The organism is Halomonas denitrificans (genome assembly GCF_003056305.1).
In the GTDB taxonomy this organism is placed as follows: domain Bacteria; phylum Pseudomonadota; class Gammaproteobacteria; order Pseudomonadales; family Halomonadaceae; genus Halomonas; species Halomonas denitrificans.
The window spans coordinates 93,772-110,359 of record NZ_PYVX01000007.1 but is presented as its reverse complement, the minus strand read 5'-3'; the positions used below and the strand labels follow the sequence as shown (position 1 = coordinate 110,359).

The following is a 16,588-nucleotide window of genomic DNA, read 5'->3' as shown; positions in this document are numbered from 1 at the left end:
AAGGAGCGACATGAGCGATATCGAGCAGATAGCCACCCTGCACAAGGGCCAGGAGCTGCCCCTGCAGCGTGACGTGGCGGCGATCTCCATCCCCTTCGGCAAGACCGTGACCCTGGCCGAGGACAGCATCGTCAGCGTGATGCAGGCCAAGGGCAGCACGGTCAGCGTGGGGTTCGAGGGGCGCCTCTACCTGATCGAGGGCGCCAACCTGGATGCCCTGGGCCTGGAGGCGCTGCCGCGCCCGACGCTGCCCGAGTCGGCCTCGGAGGAGGAGATCGAGCAGTTCGTCTGGGACCAGCTGCGCACCTGCTTCGACCCCGAGATCCCGGTCAACATCGTCGACCTGGGCCTGGTCTACGGCTGTCGCATCGAGCGGCTGATCAGCGGCGAGCGCATCGTCACCATCCGCATGACCCTGACCGCCCCGGGCTGCGGCATGGGCGACGTGATCGCCGCCGACGCCCGCAACAAGATCCTCGGCGCCCCGCAGATCAGCAAGGTGCATACCGAGATCGTGTTCGATCCCCCCTGGAGTCGTGAGATGATGAGCGACGAAGCGAAGCTGGAACTGGGCATGTTCTAGCGGTTGCGCCGGGGAGATCCATGCGCCTGTCACTCTGGACGGTCTGCAAGGGAGTACTGATGACGCTGGGAGCGCTCGCGCTCCTGGCGTTGCTGCTGTTCGTGCTCGCCAACGCCTACGTCCTGGGGCGCACCGTGGGGCGCATCGAGCCGGTCTCCGCGCAGTGCGTCCGCGAGCCGGTGGGCATCGTCTTCGGCACCTCCCACTGGACGCGCAGCGGCAGCCGTAACCCCCACTTCGAGGGGCGCATGGAGGCCGCCGCCCGGCTGATCCACCAGGGCCGGGTCGATCACCTGCTGATCTCGGGCGACAACAGCACCCGCTACTACAACGAGCCGGTGACCATGTGGCGCGACCTGCGCGGCCGCGACGTGCGCGACGTGGACATGACCCTGGACTACGCCGGCTTTAGCACCTTCGACACCCTGGCGCGGGCGCGGGACGTGTTCGGCGTGAAGCGCGCGCTGCTGATCACCCAGGACTGGCATCTGCCGCGGGCGCTGTTCATCGGCGAGGCGCTGGGCCTGGAGGTGCGCGGCTGTGCGGCGCCGGAGCGCGCGGAGGCGGGGCTCTGGCGGCTCAAGCTGCGCGAGTGGGTGGCGCGGGTGGCCACCCTGGGGGATCTCTACCTGTGGGGGCGCGAGCCGCACTTCCTGGGCCCGCTCGAGCCGCTGGACATCACGCCGGCGGAGCGCGAACGGCTGCTGCTGCCGCCGGGGATGTTCAGCGTTTCTGGCGCTTCTTCTGCAGGCGATACAGCTCGCGAATCAGCGACCGACAGCCCTTCCAGCACTCCTCGATGACCGGCTCGAGCGGCTCCGGCAGGGGGTGGGTGAAGAGCGTGGAGAGGGCCTGCATCAGTACCCGCTCCTGTTCGAGGAGCTCGCCGATGACCACCAGACTCTCGTTGCCGACGAAGCTCTTCAGGCGGCTCCACAGCCACATGTAATCATCGCGTTCGACATCGGCGTCGCGGGGCAGCAGGTTGAGGTGCTTGCGCGACAGCTCCTGCAGCTTCTGCATCGATCGGCTGCGCGCCTCGTAGTGGGGCTTCAGGCTATCGCGCAGCGCCGGATGCAGGCGCTCGAGATTGTCCTGGAAATAATCGATGCTGTCGGCCATCGCCTCGAGGGCACTGTCCATCGCCACCTGGCGATTGTCGAGAAACATGAGCGGTCACCTCCTCCGGTGACGCAGATTGTGGGGCTGTCGTCGTGCATTTGCCACCCCCGCGGATCAATAAATCGCGGGTTCGCCGTTAGCCTTTGGACGCAGGCCTCATCCTTTCGGACGAGGCGGCACCTTGCGCCGCGGGGCGGCGTTGCGCTCCAGGTGCTCGATGATCAGCCCGGCGATGTCCTTGCCGGTGGCCTTCTCGATGCCCTGCAGCCCGGGCGAGGAGTTGACCTCCATGATCACCGGGCCGTGGTTGGAGCGCAGCAGGTCGACGCCGGCCACCCTGAGCCCCATCGCCTTGGCCGCGCGAATGGCCGTGGAGCGCTCCTCCGGGGTGATGCGGATGGTGCTGGCGCTGCCGCCGCGGTGCAGGTTGGAACGGAACTCGCCCTCGGCGGCCTGGCGCTTCATCGAGGCCACCACCTTGTCACCGATCACGAAGCAGCGGATATCCGCGCCCTTCGCCTCCTTGATGTACTCCTGCACCATGATGTTGGCCTTCATGCCCATGAAGGCCTGGATCACGCTCTCGGCGGCCTGGTTGGTCTCGGCCAGCACCACCCCGATGCCCTGGGTGCCTTCCAGCAGCTTGATGACCAGCGGTGCGTTCCTGACCATGGTGATCAGGTCGGGGATGTCGTCCGGGGAGTGCGCGAAGCCGGTGATCGGCAGCCCCAGCCCCTTGCGCGACAGCAGCTGCAGCGAGCGCAGCTTGTCCCGCGAGCGCGTGATGGAGACGTTGTCGTTGAGCACGTAGGTGCCCATCATCTCGAACTGGCGCAGCACCGCGCAGCCGTAGAAGGTGACCGAGGAGCCGATGCGCGGGATCACCGCGTCGAACGGCTCGAGCTCCTCGCCCTTGTAGTGGATCGAGGGGTGGTGCGAGGCGATGCTCATGTAGCAGCGCAGGGTGTCGACCACGCGCGCCGTGTGGCCGCGCTGCTCGGCGGCCTCGATCAGGCGCCGCGTGGAGTAGAGGTTGCGATTGCGGGACAGCAGCGCGATATGCATTCAGCGGGACTCCGTGTCGGGGCGGTGGCGTGGGCGGTACGGGACAGCGAGGCCAGGGCGTTCAGGGCTCGCCGTGGAGGAAGGCGACACCGGGGGCGACCAGAAGGCGACGCAGCGCGCGTCGCCCCAGCAGCATGGGGTGGCGCATGTCGCGGCGGTCGGTCAGGCTGAGCTCCACCGGGAAGGCGAGGGTGCCCAGCTGCATGGTCGTGCGGATCACGAAGCGCCACTCGGCCTGGCCGTTGGAGCTGGTCACCCGGCGCCGGTCGTGCAAGTGCATGCGGTGCACGTGGGCCGGCGTGCCCGGGCCGCCGCTGCGCGTGGTGAAACCGACCCAGAGATGGCCATCCTCTTCGTAGGACTCGATGTCCTCGGCGTGCAGCGCCGAGGTCCGGGCGCCGGTGTCGGCCTTGGCGCACAGCGTCAGGTGCAGCTCCGGCAGGGTCACCATCTCGCGGCGACCGATCACCGCCTTGGGCGTATAGGGCAGTTCTTTCATCGTCTCGCTCCCAGGTCGCTGCGCTCAGCGTGTCAGGTCTGCCAGGCGCCGGCCAATGGCGGAATCCGCCTCGGCCTCGCGCAGCGTCATTAGCAGCGGCAGGCGCAGCCGCGGGATCAGGGCCAGGTCGCGGGCCACCGCCATGAAGTCGGTGCCGGGTGCCTCGGCCAGACGCGTGAGAAAGCGGGGCAGGCGCTCGGCATCCTCCAGGTGGTGCCAGCCGCGGCCGGCCATGGCCGCCAGCAGGTCGGGGCCGCAGGCGTCCGGATCCTCGAGCAGGGCATCGAACCAGGCGCCCGCCTGTTCGGTCGAGGCGCCGCCCACGGCGCGCACGCAGGCGCAGAAGGTCTCGATATCGCCGTCGGCGCCGGCGGCCTCGCCCCGCTGGCGCAGCGCCTGGGCGAGTTCATCGTCGATGGCCACGTGCTCCAGACAGTAGCACAGCGAGGTCAGCACCTCGCCGGGGAGGGCGTCGAGACGGGCGGCGACGGCCCGGCTCGTGGTGGCATCCAGGCGCACCGCGGCGTCGGCTAGGCCCTGCAGTCCCAGGGCGCGCCAGTCGATCGCCTGCTGCCCGGTCAGGTAGGCCTCGGCGGGCTCCAGGTGCTCGCTGGCCGGCAGGCCGGCATCCCGGGTGGCGCGCGCATGCAGCACGGCCCGGAAGGGCAGCGAGGGTGTGAAGGCCAGCGGATTGTCCTTCATCAGGTTGTCGATCTGCTCGCCCTCGGCCCGGCCCAGGCCCTGCACGCTGCGGCCCAGGGTCTCCAGCAGGCGCTGCACGAAGGCGTCGCGCGGGGCCGGATCCAGGTGACCCTGCTCGTCCAGTGGCAGGGCCAGGAACCAGATCAGCGGGTCGTCCATCTCGCCCAGGCGAAAGACCATGGCCAGGCGGGCGCTGCCCTGCCACGGCGCCGGCCAGGCCAGCTCGCCGGCCTCGAAGGCGGCCAGGGTCTCGAGCGGGCAGGGCTCGACGCGCCGCCCCAGGTGATAGAGCCGCACCTCGGCGCCGCTGCGCTGAAAGAAGTCGTGAAGGCTGTTGATCGCTTGCATGCTGTCTCCGGGTCACGAACCGTGCACTCTACCGCGGCGCCGGGACGCTGTCAGCCGCCCTGGGCGTCGCCGTGCGCTCGCCGCGCTGGTCAATTCCTGATCAAGAGGCGCCGGGGTGCATGAAGCCTGGCCGGGCGACACCTTTCCAGTGTTTATCCACAGGGCCGTTCAGGATATCTGTGCATTGTGCACAACACCATCGCGGGGCGCCTTTCGAGCGGTGGACAACCCGCCGGGGTGGCCAGCCACGGGGGCGAGCGGGGATAATGGCCCCAAACGTACCGGGAGATTGACCATGACCGTTCACGACGAACTCGGCGCCGCCCTGCGCGAGCTCGAGGCCACCATGAAGGCCGCCAGCCTGTGGCGCATGGAGCGTCCCGAGGCGCCCGCCTTCCACAGCGTGCAGCCGTTCTGTATCGATACCATGACGCTGCCCCAGTGGCTGCGTTTCGTCTTCATCGTGCGCCTGGAGGTGCTGGTCGAGACACGCGCGCCGATGCCGGCCCAGTGCGACGTGGCACCGGCGGTGGAGGCCTGGCTCAAGCAGGAGGGCACGCGTGCCAGCGACCGGCTGCTGATGTGCCGCGTGGTCGAGGAGATCGACCGCCTGGTTACCGAGAACTGAGGCCGCCCGATGCCCTTCTATTTCGCCTATGGCAGCAACATGAACGCAGCCCGGGTCGCCGCCCGCATCGGGCGCACCCGCCGGGCGCTGGCCGGCGTGCTGCACGACCACGGCCTGCGCTTCGACAAGGCCTCGAAGGTGGCGGGCATCGCCCATGCCAACGTGGCGGCGTCGGCCGGCGAGCGGGTGGAGGGCGCGCTGTTCGAGCTCGAGCACCCCGACCAGATCCACGACATGGATCCCTTCGAGGGCTATCCCCACGACTACGAGCGGCAGCGCCTGCCGATCGTGACCCGCGAGGGCGCGATCGAGGCCTGGGTCTATATCGCCGCGCCGGGCACCACCGCCGCAGCGTTGCGCCCAGCCCGGGAGTACCTCGATCACCTGCTGGCGGGGCAGCCCTTCCTGTCGCCCGGCTATCATGCCCGCCTCGCCGCGGTGGAGGCGGTGGCAGGGCTCGATGCGACGACCCTGGCCGCCCTCGGGCTCTCGCGCGACACCCCGCGCTAGCGATTCACTGCGCCCGTCTCACCTGGCCCAGACGCAACAAGGCCCGCCAACCGGCGGGCCTTGTCGTCTCGGGCGGGGCGATCAGAAGCGGTAGCTGACGCCGGCCATCACCACCACGGGGTCGATTTCGACCTCACCGAGGTCGTCCGGGCCGAGTTTCACATCGGTATCGATGTCCAGGTACCAGGCGGCGGCGTTGAGGGCCCAGTTGTCGTCGATCAGCAGGTCGACGCCCACCTGACCGGCCGCGCCCCAGGAGTCGTCCAGCTCCAGGTCGCCGCCACCATCGATCTCTTCATCGGAGAACGTGGTGTAGTTGATGCCGATGCCGGCATAGGGCTGCACGCGGGCGTCGGTGCCGCCCAGCGGGTAGTACTGCACGGTCAGGGTCGGCGGCAGGTGGTCGGTTGACGCACCGATCTCGGTGCCGCCGCCGGCATCCAGGGTGATGCCGTGATCGAAGGGCTCGGCGGCCAGCAGCTCGACGCCCAGCTTGTCGGTGAAGCGATAGCCCAGGGTAAAGGCGAAGGCGCTGTCATCCTGAACGTCAACGTCTAGGGTGCCGTTCGCGATAGTGCCGTTATCGCTCTTGGGCTCGACCTTGGCGACGCCCACGCGGGTGAAGAAGTCCCCGGCGCCGTAGGCGAAGGCCTGGGTGCTGGTGGTGAAGGCGGCGGCGGCGATGCCGGCCACGAGCAGGGAGGGAAGGGCGTTCTTGCGCATGGGTCATCTCCTGATTGACGAGAGGGCGGCGGCCTTGCCGCGCCGGATCATGCCGACAGTCTATCGGTGTCGTTTTTCGCGAATATTGATCCAGCGCAAGGATAGGACGCCACGGTCTTGAAGGTAAAGCCACGCTTACCCCGGGAGCCGGGCCAGGGCGGGCATTCCGTCATGGCTGCCTGGCACGTAGAAGTCGGTCAGAAGTGGAAGGAGGTGCTGCCGCCGAGGGGGTGCGGGTCGAGGGCTGCGATCCCGGGGGAGTCCTCGGTCTCCAGCTCCTCGAGCGCTTGCTCGGAGAAGTGGCGGTAAGGCAGCCCGGCGCTACCTAGGTCGCCGAACCGGTGACCCACGCCGCGAGTCATGTGGTGTGCATCCGGGACTTGGAGCTCCGTGATCCTGTCGAGGGTGATGCCGTCGTCGCTGAGCCCGGCCCGGGCGGTGCCGCCTAGGGCGAAGAGCTCGCCGCCCTGGCAGGCCATGGCGATCTGGGAGGCGGCGAGGCCGACCGCAGCGAGAGCGGCCACGGCAATCCGATGTCTGGCTGTCATGGGCAGGGTCCTCGTCTCATCGAGCGTACGGGTGAACCATCGGAAAAGGGATCTACTGAGCCTGATGAAGGCGCTCTGTTAATGTCTTGTCACATTTATTCAAGGGCCAGATGGGTGTTTCAGGCATCTTTCCGTCGGGTCATGATGCCATCATAGTCGTGATTTATAGCTCTTGTACAACTTTTTGACATTTCCAGCACGGCGCCTCGAAAGCCCGACGAAATTCGGCTTCACTCAAGGGAAACGTTGCCACCGGAGCCGCTCATGGCTGGTCGAACTCTCTTTTCCCCCGGGGGTGTCGGGCGCGGCCGCCTCGGCCGTCCGCTGCCGACGCTGCTGCTGGCGGCGGGGGTGGCGGTCTGGCTGTTGCTGCGTCCCGAGCTCTTCCTCTCGCTGCCGATGGCATGGCGCCTGCCGCTGATGCTGGTCAGCGCCTGGGCGCTGGGCGCGGCCTTCCTGCGGCCGCTGGCGCTCGAGGTGGGGCAGGGCCGACTCTGGCGCCTGTCGGGCGCGCCCCTGAGTCGCTGGGCCCTGTGGGGAGTGGCGGGCGTGGTCGTGTGTCTCGAGGTGTGGCGCTGAGTCGAGACGAAGCGAGCCGCCCGAAGGCGGTGTGGCGCCAGGCGACCCGTCGCACCAACGCGCACCAACGGAAAAGGGCTCCCGAAGGAGCCCTTTTTACCGCTTCAAGCATCAGGCGCGTGCCTGTTAACGGGTGATTTCCCGATATTCACCGGCATCGGCGGTCACGCTGCTCACCACCATGATGGCGATGAAGGCCGCGATGAAGCCGGGGATGATCTCGTAGACGCCGGGACCGCCCATGAACGAGGCGTTCCAGCCCAGGTTGATCCAGAGCATGACGGTGAGGGCCCCGACGATCATGCCGGCGAGGGCACCGGCACCGTTGGTGCGCGGCCACATCAGCGAGAGGATGATCAGCGGGCCGAAGGCCGACCCGAACCCGGCCCAGGCGTTACTGACCAGCCCCAGCACCTTGGAGTTGGGGTCCGAGGCGATGACGGCGGCCACCACGCCCACCAGAACGACACATACCCGGCCGATGGCGACGACCTCCTTCTCTTTCGCTTCCTTGCGCAGGAAGAGGCGGTAGAAGTCCTCGGTCAGCGAGGAGGACGACACCAGGAGCTGGCTGGAAATGGTACTCATGATCGCCGCCAGCAGCGCCGCGTAGAGGAAGCCGGTGACCAGCGGATGGAACAGCAGGTCTGCGAGGATGATGAAGATCGTTTCCGGGTCTTCCACGTTCATGCCGTTGCGCACCGCATAGGCGCGGCCGAAGATGCCCAGGGAGATCGCGCCGATCAGGGAGATGAGCATCCAGCTCATGCCGATGTTGCGGGCAATCGGTACGTCCTTCTGGCTGCGGATGGCCATGAAGCGCACGATGATGTGCGGCTGGCCGAAGTAGCCGAGCCCCCAGGTAACCGCCGACAGCCAGCCGATGATGGTCAGCCCTTCCGTCCAGGAGAGCAGCGTGGGATCGACCTCGTTCAGGGTCTGGGACGCCTGGGCGAAACCGCCACCCCCCTCACCGAACAGCACCACCGCCGGCATGATCACCAGTGCCAGCATCATGATGCAGCCCTGCACGAAGTCCGTCATGCTCACGGCCAGGAAACCACCGACCACCGTATAGGCAAGCACCACGACCAGGGTGATGGCCACGCCGGCGGCGTAGTCGCTCATACCGCCGATGTTGATCACGCCGGCGAAGGCGCTTTCGAACAGCTTGCCGCCTGCCACCAGGCCCGAGGCGGTGTAGACCGCGAAGAAGACCACGATGACGATGGCGGAGACCGTTCTCAGCGGAATGGCCTGAGTCGGGAAGCGGTTCCCCAGGAATTCCGGGATGGTGATCGCGTCATTGTAGTGCAGCGTCTGTTCGCGAAGACGCGGTGCGACCAGCGTCCAGTTGAAGAACGCCCCCACCAGCAGGCCGATACCGATCCAGGCCGAACCGAGGCCGGAGACGAACATGGCCCCGGGCAAGCCCAGCAGCAGCCAGCCACTCATGTCCGACGCGCCGGCCGAGAGGGCGGCGACCTGGGGGCTGAGGCCCCGGCCGCCCAGCATGTAATCCTCGGACGTGGACGTGGACTTGCGCATGGCATAAAAGCCGATGGCGATCATGAGCACAAAGTAGGCAAATAGACTGATCCATACGCCAATAGCCATAAGAAGTTCTCCAAATTATTGGGTCGGATGTAGCGCCGACATGTTGTTAGTGCGCCTTCAGGCCGTCGCGTCGATGGCGAGCATCGCGATCGGGCAGGACGCGGAGATGAAGCCGGTTGCGGCATTGTTTTCGATCATCAGGGGTTCCTTCCGTCTTGTTGTGATGACGAGCGGGGATCACTCGTCGCCTAGCGCCAGCAGCGACGCGTTGCCACCCAGGGCAGCCGTGTTCTCCGTCACGGTCTTCTCGGTGGCGAAACGCAGCAGGTAGTGCGGGCCGCCGGCCTTGGGGCCGGTACCCGAGAGCCCTTGACCGCCGAAGGGCTGTACGCCCACGACCGCACCGATGATGTTTCGGTTGATGTAGACGTTGCCGGCACGGATCTTCTGCGCGATCGCGTCGGCGAAGGTCTGATTGCGGCTGTGCACGCCGAAGGTCAGACCATACCCCCGGCCATTGATGGAGTCGATCACGCGATCGATCTCGCTGGCCCGGTAGCGCACGATGTGCAGGATGGGGCCGAACTGCTCGCGCTCCAGGGCCTCGATGCCATCGATCTCGAACGCCACCGGCGCGACGAAGGTGCCGTGGGCGGTGTGAGTCGGATCGAGTCGCGTCTCGGCGACCAGGCGGCCCTCACCCTTGAGCGTCTCGATGTGCTTCATCAGGCCCCGGCGTGCCTCCTCGTCGATCACCGGTCCCACGTCGGTGCCCAGGTGGCGCGGGTCGCCCACGTGCAGCTCATCCATGGCGCCCTTGAGGATCTCGATGACCCGGTCGGCCACGTCCTCCTGGACGTAGAGCACGCGCAGGGCCGAGCAGCGCTGGCCGGCGCTCTGGAAGGCCGACTGGATGACGTCGGCCACCACCTGCTCGGGCAGGGCGGTGGAGTCGACGATCATGGCATTCATGCCGCCGGTCTCGGCGATCAGCGTCGGCAGCGGGGCGTTCTCGCGGGCCGCCAGGGCACGGTTGATGATCTGGGCGGTGTCGGTGCCGCCGGTGAAGACCACGCCGGTGATGCGCGGGTCGCCGCTCAGCACGCTGCCCACGGTGGGGCCGTCGCCGGGCAGCAGCTGCACCACGTCGCGGGGCATGCCGGCCTCGTAGAGCAGCTCGATGATGCGGTTGGCGGCCAGCGAGGTCTGCTCGGCGGGCTTGGCCAGCACCGGGTTGCCGGCGACGGCCGCGGCCACGACCTGGCCGCAGAAGATCGCGATCGGGAAGTTCCAGGGGCTGATCGCCGCGAACACGCCCTTGCCGCCCATCATCAGCTCGTTGGACTCGCCGGTGGGCCCCGGCAGGCGGGTCGTGCTGCCGAACAGCTCCCGGGCGCGCACCGCATAGTAGCGGCAGAAGTCCACCGCCTCGCGGATCTCGTCGACCCCGTCGGTCAGCAGCTTGCCGCCCTCGCGGGAGCAGAGCGTCATCAGCTCGGCGAGGTTCTCCTCCATCAGGTCGCCCAGGCGGCTGACGATGGCGGCGCGTTCGGCCACCGGCGTGGCGTCCCAGCGCGGGAAGGCCGCCCAGGCGGCGTCCACGGCCCTGGCGGCCTGGTCGCTGGAGGTCCACTGCACGCTGCCGACCCGGACTCGGCGGTCGAAGGGACAGAGCACGTCGTGGCGGGCGCTGGCGTCCTCGGCGACGTCGAAGGCCAGCAGCGGCCGCGCGTGGTACTCCTTCTCCATGAAGGTCGCCATCTCGTCCATCAGCGGCCGGTACTGGCTGTTGATGTTCAGGTTGACGCCACGGGAGTTGCGCCGCGCCGGGCCGTAGATGTCCTTGGGCAGCGGGATCCGGTTATTGGCATAGGTCCGGTACTGCTTGAGCGTCTCGACCGGATGCACGCACAGCGACTCCACCGGCACCCGCGGGTCGACCAGCTGGTGCACGAAGGAGGAGTTGGCGCCGTTCTCGAGCAGCCGGCGGACCAGGTAGGGCAGCAGGTCCTTGTGGGCGCCCACCGGCGCATAGATGCGGCAGTAGGTGCCCTTCGGCGCGCGCTTGAGGGCGGCGTCGTAGAGCGCCTCGCCCATGCCGTGCAGGCGCTGGAACTCGAACGGGCGCTTGGCCTCGTTGGCGAGCTCCAGGATGGTGCTGATGGTGTGCGCGTTGTGGGTCGCGAACTGCGGGAAGATGCGCCCGCGGGTGTTGTCCGAGAGCAGGAAGGTCACGCACGCCAGGTAGGCGACGTCGGTGTTGGCCTTGCGGGTGTAGACCGGGTAGCCGTCGGCGCCGATCTGCTGGGACTCCTTGATCTCGGTGTCCCAGTAGGCGCCCTTGACCAGGCGCATAGGGATCTCGTCGCCCTGGCGATCGGCCAGGCGGTTGAGGTAGTGCAGCACCGGCAGGGCGCGCTTGGCGTAGGCCTGCACGACCAGGCCGAAGTGTCCCCAGCCGCGGCAGGTGTCGCTCTCATAGACCGCGCGGAAGACCTCCAGCGACAGCTCCAGGCGATCGACCTCCTCGGCGTCGATGGTCATGGCGACGTCGCGCTCACGGGCCATGGCGGCCAGCTCGCGGACCGTGGCGACCAGCTCCTCTAGGACCTGCTCGCGGCGGCCGAACTCGTAGCGGGGGTGCAGGGCCGAGAGCTTGATGGAGATCGACGGCGCGGGCGTGCTGGCCGAGAGGGCCTTGCTGGTCTTGCCGACGCTCTCGATGGCCGCGGCGTAGGACTCGAAATAGCGCCTGGCGTCGGCCCGGGTGCGGGCGGCCTCGCCGAGCATGTCGTAGGAGTAGGTGTAGCCCTTGTCGAACAGCGGCTTGGAGCGCTTGAGCGCCTCCTCGATGTCGCGGCCCAGCACGAACTGCTTGCCCATGATCTTCATCGCCTCGACCATGGCGCGGCGGATCACCGGCTCGCCCATGCGGTTGACGAGCTTGTTGATGAAGTGGGCGGGCTTGCCGTCCTTCGGCTTGTCCAGGTTGATGACGCGGCCGGTCATCAGCAGGCCCCAGGTCGAGGCGTTGACGAACCAGGATTCGCTCTGGCCCAGGTACGACTTCCAGTCCGACGGGCCGAGCTTGTCCTCGATCAGGGCATCGGCGGTGGCCTTGTCGGGGATGCGCAGCATCGCCTCGGCCAGGCACATCAGCATCAGTCCCTCGTGGGTGTCCAGGCTGTACTGCTGCAGCAGCTCGTCGATGGAATCGACGGCGGTATCCATCTCGCGCACTTCCCGCACCAGCTCGGCCGCCTGACGGGCGGTGCGCTGGAAATCGGCCTCGTCGGCGGACAGCAGGTCGACCAGTTCGCCCACGAAGGCTTCCTCGTCGATCGCATAGTGATCGCTGATACGGGCAAAGAGGGTGTCGAGATCCTGCTGCCAGGTCTCGCCGGCCAGCATGTTGTTGGCGTTTAGCATCTAACTCCCCAGAGTGTTAGCCGTCGTCAGAGGGCGATGCCCGGCCGCCGCGGGGTGTCGCAGGCGGGCGCGGGTAGATGCGTTGAGGGTAGGAGCGCGCGTGCCGTCCTGCTTGGCGAATTCCCGGTAGTATTTAACGGTTTCACGGTTTTTGGCCGTGAAACGGTTGAATTTTCTACTTTCGTCTAAGAGCCTGGGCCGTTGCACGCCGTGCCGAAGAGGCGGGCGGCGAGGCCAGCTGGCCCCTGGCGTCGCGACGCAGCTGGCTCGGTGGCCGCCCGAAGGCCTGCCGGCAGGCCCGCGACAGGGCGCTCTGGCTGGTGAAGCCCGTGCGCGCGGCGATCTCGGAGAGCGGCAGCCGGCTCTGCTGCACCAGGTGTCGGGCGCTCTCCAGCCGACGGCGCATCACGTACTGCCACGGCGAGATCCCCGTGGCCTGGCGGAAACGTTCGCTGAAGTGCGCCTCGCTCAGGCAGGCCTGGGCGGCCAGGTCGGCGACGCGCAGCCGCTCGCCCAGGTGGTGGTCGATGAAGCGATCGAGGGCTGCCAGGTCGAGACGGCGGGCGGGCGTGGCCGGCTCATCGGCCAGCCGCGCATGCAGGGAGCCGAGCAGGGTGCCGGCCAGCCGTTCGCCATGCAGGGGATCCAGGCGGCCCTCGGGGGCCAGCAGGTCCAGCTCCTGGAGCAGGAAGTCCAGGTAGTGGCGCAGCGCGATATCGAGGGAGAAGAAGCGCGGCGCATCGAACAGCCGGATCAGGTCGCGCTGGTGACCCGTCACGGCGAAGGCGTCGTGGGGCAGGTCGAGGATCAGCTGGCGGTTGTCGCCGTTGCCGGCGTAGTAGTGCAGGTGGTTGGCCGGCACGATGCAGCCGGAGAAGGCCGAGATGGCGCCCCCCAGCCCCTCGATCTCGAACTCCGCCTCGCCACGCAGGCCGATCACGATCTGATGGAAGTCGTGGGCGTGGTGGTGAATCGCGGTGTCGAGGGGAATCTGGCGGATGGCACTGGTCATGAAGAGCCTCCGGCTGGGCGTGTCAGTGACATGACATCACAGTTTACCAGGCGAGCCTTCAACGCTCGGCGTCAATCCTCGCGGCGACGCAGGGCGGTATGGGCCGCCAGATGGTCACGCAGGGCCGCCAGTTCCTCCCGGCCCTCGTCGTCGAGCAGCGGCTTGCCGCGCGCGACGCGGCCATGCCGTCCGTGCTCCTCCATCAGGCGTTGGGCCCGGCGGCGAATCCCCTCCAGGTAGTCGTCGTGACGGATCGGGTAGCCGATGATGGTGTCCCACTCGGTCTCGCTGACGCTGCTGGACAGCGCCTTGTCGAACAGCGCCATCAGCTGCTCGGGCTCGGTGCGATAGCGCGGCGTGCCGGAGAGCATCATCAGGGCGATCATGCCACCGAAGATGACCAGGCAGACGGTGAGGACCAGCAGGAAAAGGGACATGTTTCGCGGCTCCGTGCAGGCGAGCGGGTACCGATCGCTCAGCGGCGGGTGCGGCGGATCCTAAAGGCGGACGAGATCGAAGGCTGAGGCGGCACGCCAAGGCGTGGAGCGGGTGAAGGGAATCGAACCCTCGTCTTAAGCTTGGGAAGCTTCTGCTCTACCATTGAGCTACACCCGCGAAGGGATTTGGATAGTAAAACCAAGTGGTTAGCCTTTGCAAGGGAGCCGCGGCCTTTTTTGTCGAATCCGCGCTAAGTGGCTGTTTCGCGGTGCCTCGCCGGGGCGTCGCGATGCCCCGAGCACACCTGGGCGATATTTTTTGGCGCCTTGGCGAACTTTTCTCCGTACCGCTGTCAGAAGTGGCGTAGGCAACAACGCGATAGCAGTCGCTAACACTGTTGCCTCAGCTTGCACTTTCGATCCTTGCCGCCCCATGCCTCATGGGGCGGCCTTTCTTTATGGGCGTCGCCCATGGGGGCAGGATTGCCGCCGCGGCTCGCCGTGGCGTCGCGTCATCGCGGGCTGGCGCGAGCATGCAGACACCCGGCGCGGGGCCGGGTGTCCTGTCGCGTCGGGTCGAGGCTCAGGAGTGACGCATGCGGATCAGGGCGCTCAGCACGTCGCGACGGGTGACGATCCCCACCAGTCGGCCCTGCTCGACCACCGGATAGACCTTGGGCTTGGCGCCCAGCATCTCCTGGGCCAGGTCGGTGATGCTCTTGGTGGGCGGCACCGACAGCACCTCGTTGCGCATCATCTCCCGGACCAGCGGCGGCTCGTCGCCGAGATAGGAGCTCTCCAGCACCTTGCCCATCACGTCCTGCTCCGAGATGAAGCCGATCAGGTGGTCCCGCTCGTCGACCACGGGCACGCCGGGCAGGCGGTGCAGCGCGAGGCCCTCGGCCAGGGTGGCCACCGAGGTCTGGCCGGTGACCCGGTAGCAGTCGCGGGACATGATCTCTCGCACGATGGTGGGGGCCTTGTTGGGCATGGCATAGCTCCTTGTGCCGGGCAGGGATGACCTGGCGGGCGCCGCGGCTCCCGTGCGATGTCCGGGGCATCGCGGCGCTGCCTCGTCTCGCTCCCAGCATAGTCGACGCCTCCTTGCCGAGGCGAAGGGGCCTGTTAACGCTGGCGCCGCGCCCGGTCGCGATCAGGAACCCGGCAACGCTTGCCGGCTCCAATATGTCACACTCACGCACATCAACCGTCGGCATCGCCGGCGTGGACCGACCGAGGGAGCCGCATCATGGATGCTCGGGAGTACATGGCCCGCAAGGGGCTCGACACGGGGCGTGACCAGGAGCGCCCCAACACCCTGGAGGAGAAGGCCTGGTCGCGTGCCATAGAGGCAGGGGAGCATCGGCCCCGCGCCGGCACGCCCTTCGACTGGGAGGACTGGGAGCGCTATCACGAGACCCTGGCCGAGGGTGCCGAGACGCTGGAGCAGAAGATCGATCACGAGGCCCACCGTCGCGCCCTCGAGCACGAGGCGAGCGTCGGCCACTTCACGCCGGCCGCCGGTGAGCGGGTCAAGGCCGACGAGACGCCGGCGACTGACACTGCTCGGGAGCCAGAGGCGCCGGGGACGCGCGAGGCGCGAGCCCCCGCTTCGTCCGCGGCCCAGGCGCCGTCCGAGTCAGCATCGGTGCACCAGGACCAGGCGGTGCCGCCCGCGCCAGCGCCCCGGATGGCCCTCTACGCCCTGGCGGTGCTGCTGCCGCCCCTGGCCGTCGGGCTTGCGCACGGCGGGGCGACGCGGGTGGTGATCGGCCTGGCGCTGAGCCTGCTCGGCTGGCTGCCCGGGGCCGCCTATGCGCTATGGTGGCTGCGTCGCTCGTCGCCCTGATGGCGCGGGGCGCCGGGGCCTTGGTTCTGCGGCCGGGGTGGGTATAATCGCCGTCAACCACTCATGTATCGGGGGTTTACCTTGGGCCTTCTCGTCGGCGTCACCGTCCTCTGGGCATTCTCGTTCTCGCTGATCGGCGTCTACCTGGCCGGCCAGGTGGACAGCTACTTCTCCGTGCTGATGCGTATCGGCCTGGCGACGCTGGTCTTCCTGCCGTTCCTGCGCCCCTCGCTCCTGCGCGGCGGCCAGCGCCTAGCGTTGATGGGGCTGGGGGCGGTGCAGCTCGGCGTGATGTACATCTTCTTCTACCAGTCCTTCCTGCTGCTCTCGGTGCCGGAGGTGCTGCTCTTCACCATCTTCACGCCGCTCTATATCGCGCTGCTCGACGATGCCCTGTTCGGCCGCTTCACCCCCTTCTACCTGCTGACCGCGTCGCTGGCGGTGCTGGGCGCGGCGGTGATCCGCTATCAGGGCCTCGACAGCGGCTTCTGGTCCGGCTTTCTGGTCGTGCAGGGCGCCAACCTCTGCTTCGCCCTCGGTCAGGTGGGCTATCGCCGGCTGTCGGCGGGCCTGCCGGATTCGCTGCCGCGCCACAGCGTCTTCGCCTGGTTCTACCTCGGCGCCCTGGCGGTGGCCGTGCCGGCCTTCGCGCTGCTGGGCAATGCCGAGGGCCTGCCCACCACCGGGATGCAGTGGGGCGTGCTGCTGTGGCTGGGCCTTGCGGCCTCGGGGCTCGGCTATTTCCTGTGGAACCTCGGCGCGACCCGCGTCGATGCCGGGGCGCTCGCCGTCATGAACAATCTGCTGATCCCGGCGGGGCTGCTGGTCAACCTGCTGATCTGGAACCGCGACGCCGACCTCGTGCGCCTGGGCGTGGGCGGGGCGATCATCGTCGGCTCGCTGTGGCTCAACGAGTGGTGGCTCAAGCGCCGGCGCCTGAGCGCCGCCTGAGGGCGTTTGCTCGCCTCGTGGCCAATCGCCATAATGGCCGGCCGCG

At 68.0% G+C, this 16,588-nt stretch carries 18 protein-coding genes and 1 tRNA gene; 7 read left to right on the top strand and 12 right to left on the bottom strand.

All coding sequences use genetic code 11. From position 1 onward, the window contains the following. Window positions 1-10 precede the first annotated feature (10 nt). Both sufT and C9F13_RS15645 read left to right on the top strand, forming a co-directional pair. Complete coding sequence (sufT, locus tag C9F13_RS15650) at window positions 11-583, top strand: putative Fe-S cluster assembly protein SufT (RefSeq protein ID WP_108447180.1); 573 nt, start codon at window positions 11-13, stop codon at window positions 581-583. A 20-nt stretch (window positions 584-603) separates the two neighbouring features. Next, window positions 604-1,386: a SanA/YdcF family protein gene (locus C9F13_RS15645; RefSeq protein WP_108447179.1), complete on the top strand. Its 783-nt coding sequence runs from the start codon at window positions 604-606 to the stop codon at window positions 1,384-1,386. On the opposite strand, the gene C9F13_RS15640 is transcribed toward C9F13_RS15645, so the two are convergent. From C9F13_RS15640 to C9F13_RS15625, 4 genes are all read right to left on the bottom strand, one after another. Then, window positions 1,307-1,753 carry a hypothetical protein gene (locus tag C9F13_RS15640; RefSeq protein WP_108447178.1) on the bottom strand — a complete coding sequence of 149 codons (447 nt, stop codon included), beginning with the start codon at window positions 1,751-1,753 and terminating at the stop codon, window positions 1,307-1,309. The genes C9F13_RS15645 and C9F13_RS15640 overlap by 80 nt on opposite strands. Window positions 1,754-1,861: 108 nt before the next feature. Next, complete coding sequence (gene rimK, locus C9F13_RS15635) at window positions 1,862-2,770, bottom strand: 30S ribosomal protein S6--L-glutamate ligase (RefSeq protein WP_108447177.1); 909 nt, start codon at window positions 2,768-2,770, stop codon at window positions 1,862-1,864. Between the two features lie 61 nt (window positions 2,771-2,831). Continuing rightward, window positions 2,832-3,269 carry an ATP-dependent zinc protease family protein gene (locus C9F13_RS15630; protein ID WP_108447176.1) on the bottom strand — a complete coding sequence of 146 codons (438 nt, stop codon included), beginning with the start codon at window positions 3,267-3,269 and terminating at the stop codon, window positions 2,832-2,834. 24 nt (window positions 3,270-3,293) lie between these two features. Continuing rightward, window positions 3,294-4,319 carry a DUF3549 family protein gene (locus tag C9F13_RS15625; protein ID WP_108447175.1) on the bottom strand — a complete coding sequence of 342 codons (1,026 nt, stop codon included), beginning with the start codon at window positions 4,317-4,319 and terminating at the stop codon, window positions 3,294-3,296. 295 nt (window positions 4,320-4,614) lie between these two features. Between C9F13_RS15625 and C9F13_RS15620 the strand changes: the two genes are divergently transcribed. Then, window positions 4,615-4,947, top strand: coding sequence for a YqcC family protein (locus tag C9F13_RS15620; protein ID WP_108447174.1), 333 nt, complete (start codon window positions 4,615-4,617; stop codon window positions 4,945-4,947). Window positions 4,948-4,956: 9 nt separating this feature from the next. Next, on the top strand, window positions 4,957-5,457 hold the full coding sequence (locus C9F13_RS15615) for a gamma-glutamylcyclotransferase family protein (RefSeq protein WP_108447173.1): 501 nt from the start codon (window positions 4,957-4,959) through the stop codon (window positions 5,455-5,457). Window positions 5,458-5,538: 81 nt separating this feature from the next. Here C9F13_RS15615 and C9F13_RS15610 read toward each other — a convergent pair whose 3' ends face one another. Both C9F13_RS15610 and C9F13_RS15605 read right to left on the bottom strand, forming a co-directional pair. Further along, window positions 5,539-6,180 (bottom strand): OmpW/AlkL family protein, encoded by a 642-nt coding sequence (locus C9F13_RS15610; protein WP_108447172.1) that lies wholly within the window; start codon window positions 6,178-6,180, stop codon window positions 5,539-5,541. Window positions 6,181-6,377: 197 nt separating this feature from the next. After that, complete coding sequence (locus tag C9F13_RS15605; RefSeq protein WP_108447171.1) at window positions 6,378-6,728, bottom strand: hypothetical protein; 351 nt, start codon at window positions 6,726-6,728, stop codon at window positions 6,378-6,380. 264 nt (window positions 6,729-6,992) lie between these two features. Here C9F13_RS15605 and C9F13_RS15600 point away from each other — a divergent pair, with 264 nt between their 5' ends. Next, window positions 6,993-7,307, top strand: coding sequence for a hypothetical protein (locus tag C9F13_RS15600; RefSeq protein ID WP_108447170.1), 315 nt, complete (start codon window positions 6,993-6,995; stop codon window positions 7,305-7,307). Between the two features lie 126 nt (window positions 7,308-7,433). Here the strand turns inward: C9F13_RS15600 and putP are convergent, their stop codons facing one another. The 6 genes from putP to C9F13_RS15570 all read right to left on the bottom strand — a co-directional run bounded on the left by putP (window position 7,434) and on the right by C9F13_RS15570 (window position 14,733). Next, complete coding sequence (gene putP / locus C9F13_RS15595) at window positions 7,434-8,924, bottom strand: sodium/proline symporter PutP (RefSeq protein WP_108447169.1); 1,491 nt, start codon at window positions 8,922-8,924, stop codon at window positions 7,434-7,436. 177 nt (window positions 8,925-9,101) lie between these two features. Then, window positions 9,102-12,293 carry a bifunctional proline dehydrogenase/L-glutamate gamma-semialdehyde dehydrogenase PutA gene (gene putA / locus C9F13_RS15590; protein WP_108447168.1) on the bottom strand — a complete coding sequence of 1,064 codons (3,192 nt, stop codon included), beginning with the start codon at window positions 12,291-12,293 and terminating at the stop codon, window positions 9,102-9,104. Between the two features lie 175 nt (window positions 12,294-12,468). Further along, entirely contained in the window at window positions 12,469-13,305 is an 837-nt protein-coding gene (locus C9F13_RS15585; RefSeq protein ID WP_108447167.1) for an AraC family transcriptional regulator, read from the bottom strand. Window positions 13,306-13,376: 71 nt separating this feature from the next. Continuing rightward, the gene (locus tag C9F13_RS15580; protein WP_108447166.1) at window positions 13,377-13,742 is read right to left on the bottom strand and encodes a hypothetical protein; all 366 of its coding nucleotides are present in this window, start codon (window positions 13,740-13,742) and stop codon (window positions 13,377-13,379) included. Window positions 13,743-13,846: 104 nt separating this feature from the next. Further along, window positions 13,847-13,920, bottom strand: a tRNA-Gly gene (locus C9F13_RS15575). 405 nt (window positions 13,921-14,325) lie between these two features. Beyond that, window positions 14,326-14,733, bottom strand: coding sequence for a CBS domain-containing protein (locus C9F13_RS15570; protein WP_108447165.1), 408 nt, complete (start codon window positions 14,731-14,733; stop codon window positions 14,326-14,328). Between the two features lie 258 nt (window positions 14,734-14,991). Here C9F13_RS15570 and C9F13_RS15565 point away from each other — a divergent pair, with 258 nt between their 5' ends. Continuing rightward, the gene (locus tag C9F13_RS15565) at window positions 14,992-15,591 is read left to right on the top strand and encodes a YqaE/Pmp3 family membrane protein (RefSeq protein WP_108447164.1); all 600 of its coding nucleotides are present in this window, start codon (window positions 14,992-14,994) and stop codon (window positions 15,589-15,591) included. An 81-nt stretch (window positions 15,592-15,672) separates the two neighbouring features. Further along, on the top strand, window positions 15,673-16,542 hold the full coding sequence (locus C9F13_RS15560) for an EamA family transporter (RefSeq protein ID WP_108447163.1): 870 nt from the start codon (window positions 15,673-15,675) through the stop codon (window positions 16,540-16,542). Window positions 16,543-16,588: the final 46 nt, after the last annotated feature.

Excerpts from the sequence above, each read along its gene's own strand:
- putA (WP_108447168.1), bottom strand. The coding sequence starts at position 12,293 with ATGCTAAACGCCAACAACATGCTGGCCGGCGAGACCTGGCAGCAGGAT.
- C9F13_RS15640 (WP_108447178.1), bottom strand. The coding sequence starts at position 1,753 with ATGTTTCTCGACAATCGCCAGGTGGCGATGGACAGTGCCCTCGAGGCG.
- C9F13_RS15610 (WP_108447172.1), bottom strand. The coding sequence starts at position 6,180 with ATGCGCAAGAACGCCCTTCCCTCCCTGCTCGTGGCCGGCATCGCCGCC.
- C9F13_RS15645 (WP_108447179.1), top strand. The coding sequence starts at position 604 with ATGCGCCTGTCACTCTGGACGGTCTGCAAGGGAGTACTGATGACGCTG.
- C9F13_RS15605 (WP_108447171.1), bottom strand. The coding sequence starts at position 6,728 with ATGACAGCCAGACATCGGATTGCCGTGGCCGCTCTCGCTGCGGTCGGC.
- C9F13_RS15620 (WP_108447174.1), top strand. The coding sequence starts at position 4,615 with ATGACCGTTCACGACGAACTCGGCGCCGCCCTGCGCGAGCTCGAGGCC.
- rimK (WP_108447177.1), bottom strand. The coding sequence starts at position 2,770 with ATGCATATCGCGCTGCTGTCCCGCAATCGCAACCTCTACTCCACGCGG.
- C9F13_RS15580 (WP_108447166.1), bottom strand. The coding sequence starts at position 13,742 with ATGTCCCTTTTCCTGCTGGTCCTCACCGTCTGCCTGGTCATCTTCGGT.
- C9F13_RS15615 (WP_108447173.1), top strand. The coding sequence starts at position 4,957 with ATGCCCTTCTATTTCGCCTATGGCAGCAACATGAACGCAGCCCGGGTC.
- C9F13_RS15630 (WP_108447176.1), bottom strand. The coding sequence starts at position 3,269 with ATGAAAGAACTGCCCTATACGCCCAAGGCGGTGATCGGTCGCCGCGAG.
- C9F13_RS15565 (WP_108447164.1), top strand. The coding sequence starts at position 14,992 with ATGGATGCTCGGGAGTACATGGCCCGCAAGGGGCTCGACACGGGGCGT.
- sufT (WP_108447180.1), top strand. The coding sequence starts at position 11 with ATGAGCGATATCGAGCAGATAGCCACCCTGCACAAGGGCCAGGAGCTG.
- C9F13_RS15585 (WP_108447167.1), bottom strand. The coding sequence starts at position 13,305 with ATGACCAGTGCCATCCGCCAGATTCCCCTCGACACCGCGATTCACCAC.
- C9F13_RS15600 (WP_108447170.1), top strand. The coding sequence starts at position 6,993 with ATGGCTGGTCGAACTCTCTTTTCCCCCGGGGGTGTCGGGCGCGGCCGC.
- C9F13_RS15625 (WP_108447175.1), bottom strand. The coding sequence starts at position 4,319 with ATGCAAGCGATCAACAGCCTTCACGACTTCTTTCAGCGCAGCGGCGCC.
- putP (WP_108447169.1), bottom strand. The coding sequence starts at position 8,924 with ATGGCTATTGGCGTATGGATCAGTCTATTTGCCTACTTTGTGCTCATG.
- C9F13_RS15570 (WP_108447165.1), bottom strand. The coding sequence starts at position 14,733 with ATGCCCAACAAGGCCCCCACCATCGTGCGAGAGATCATGTCCCGCGAC.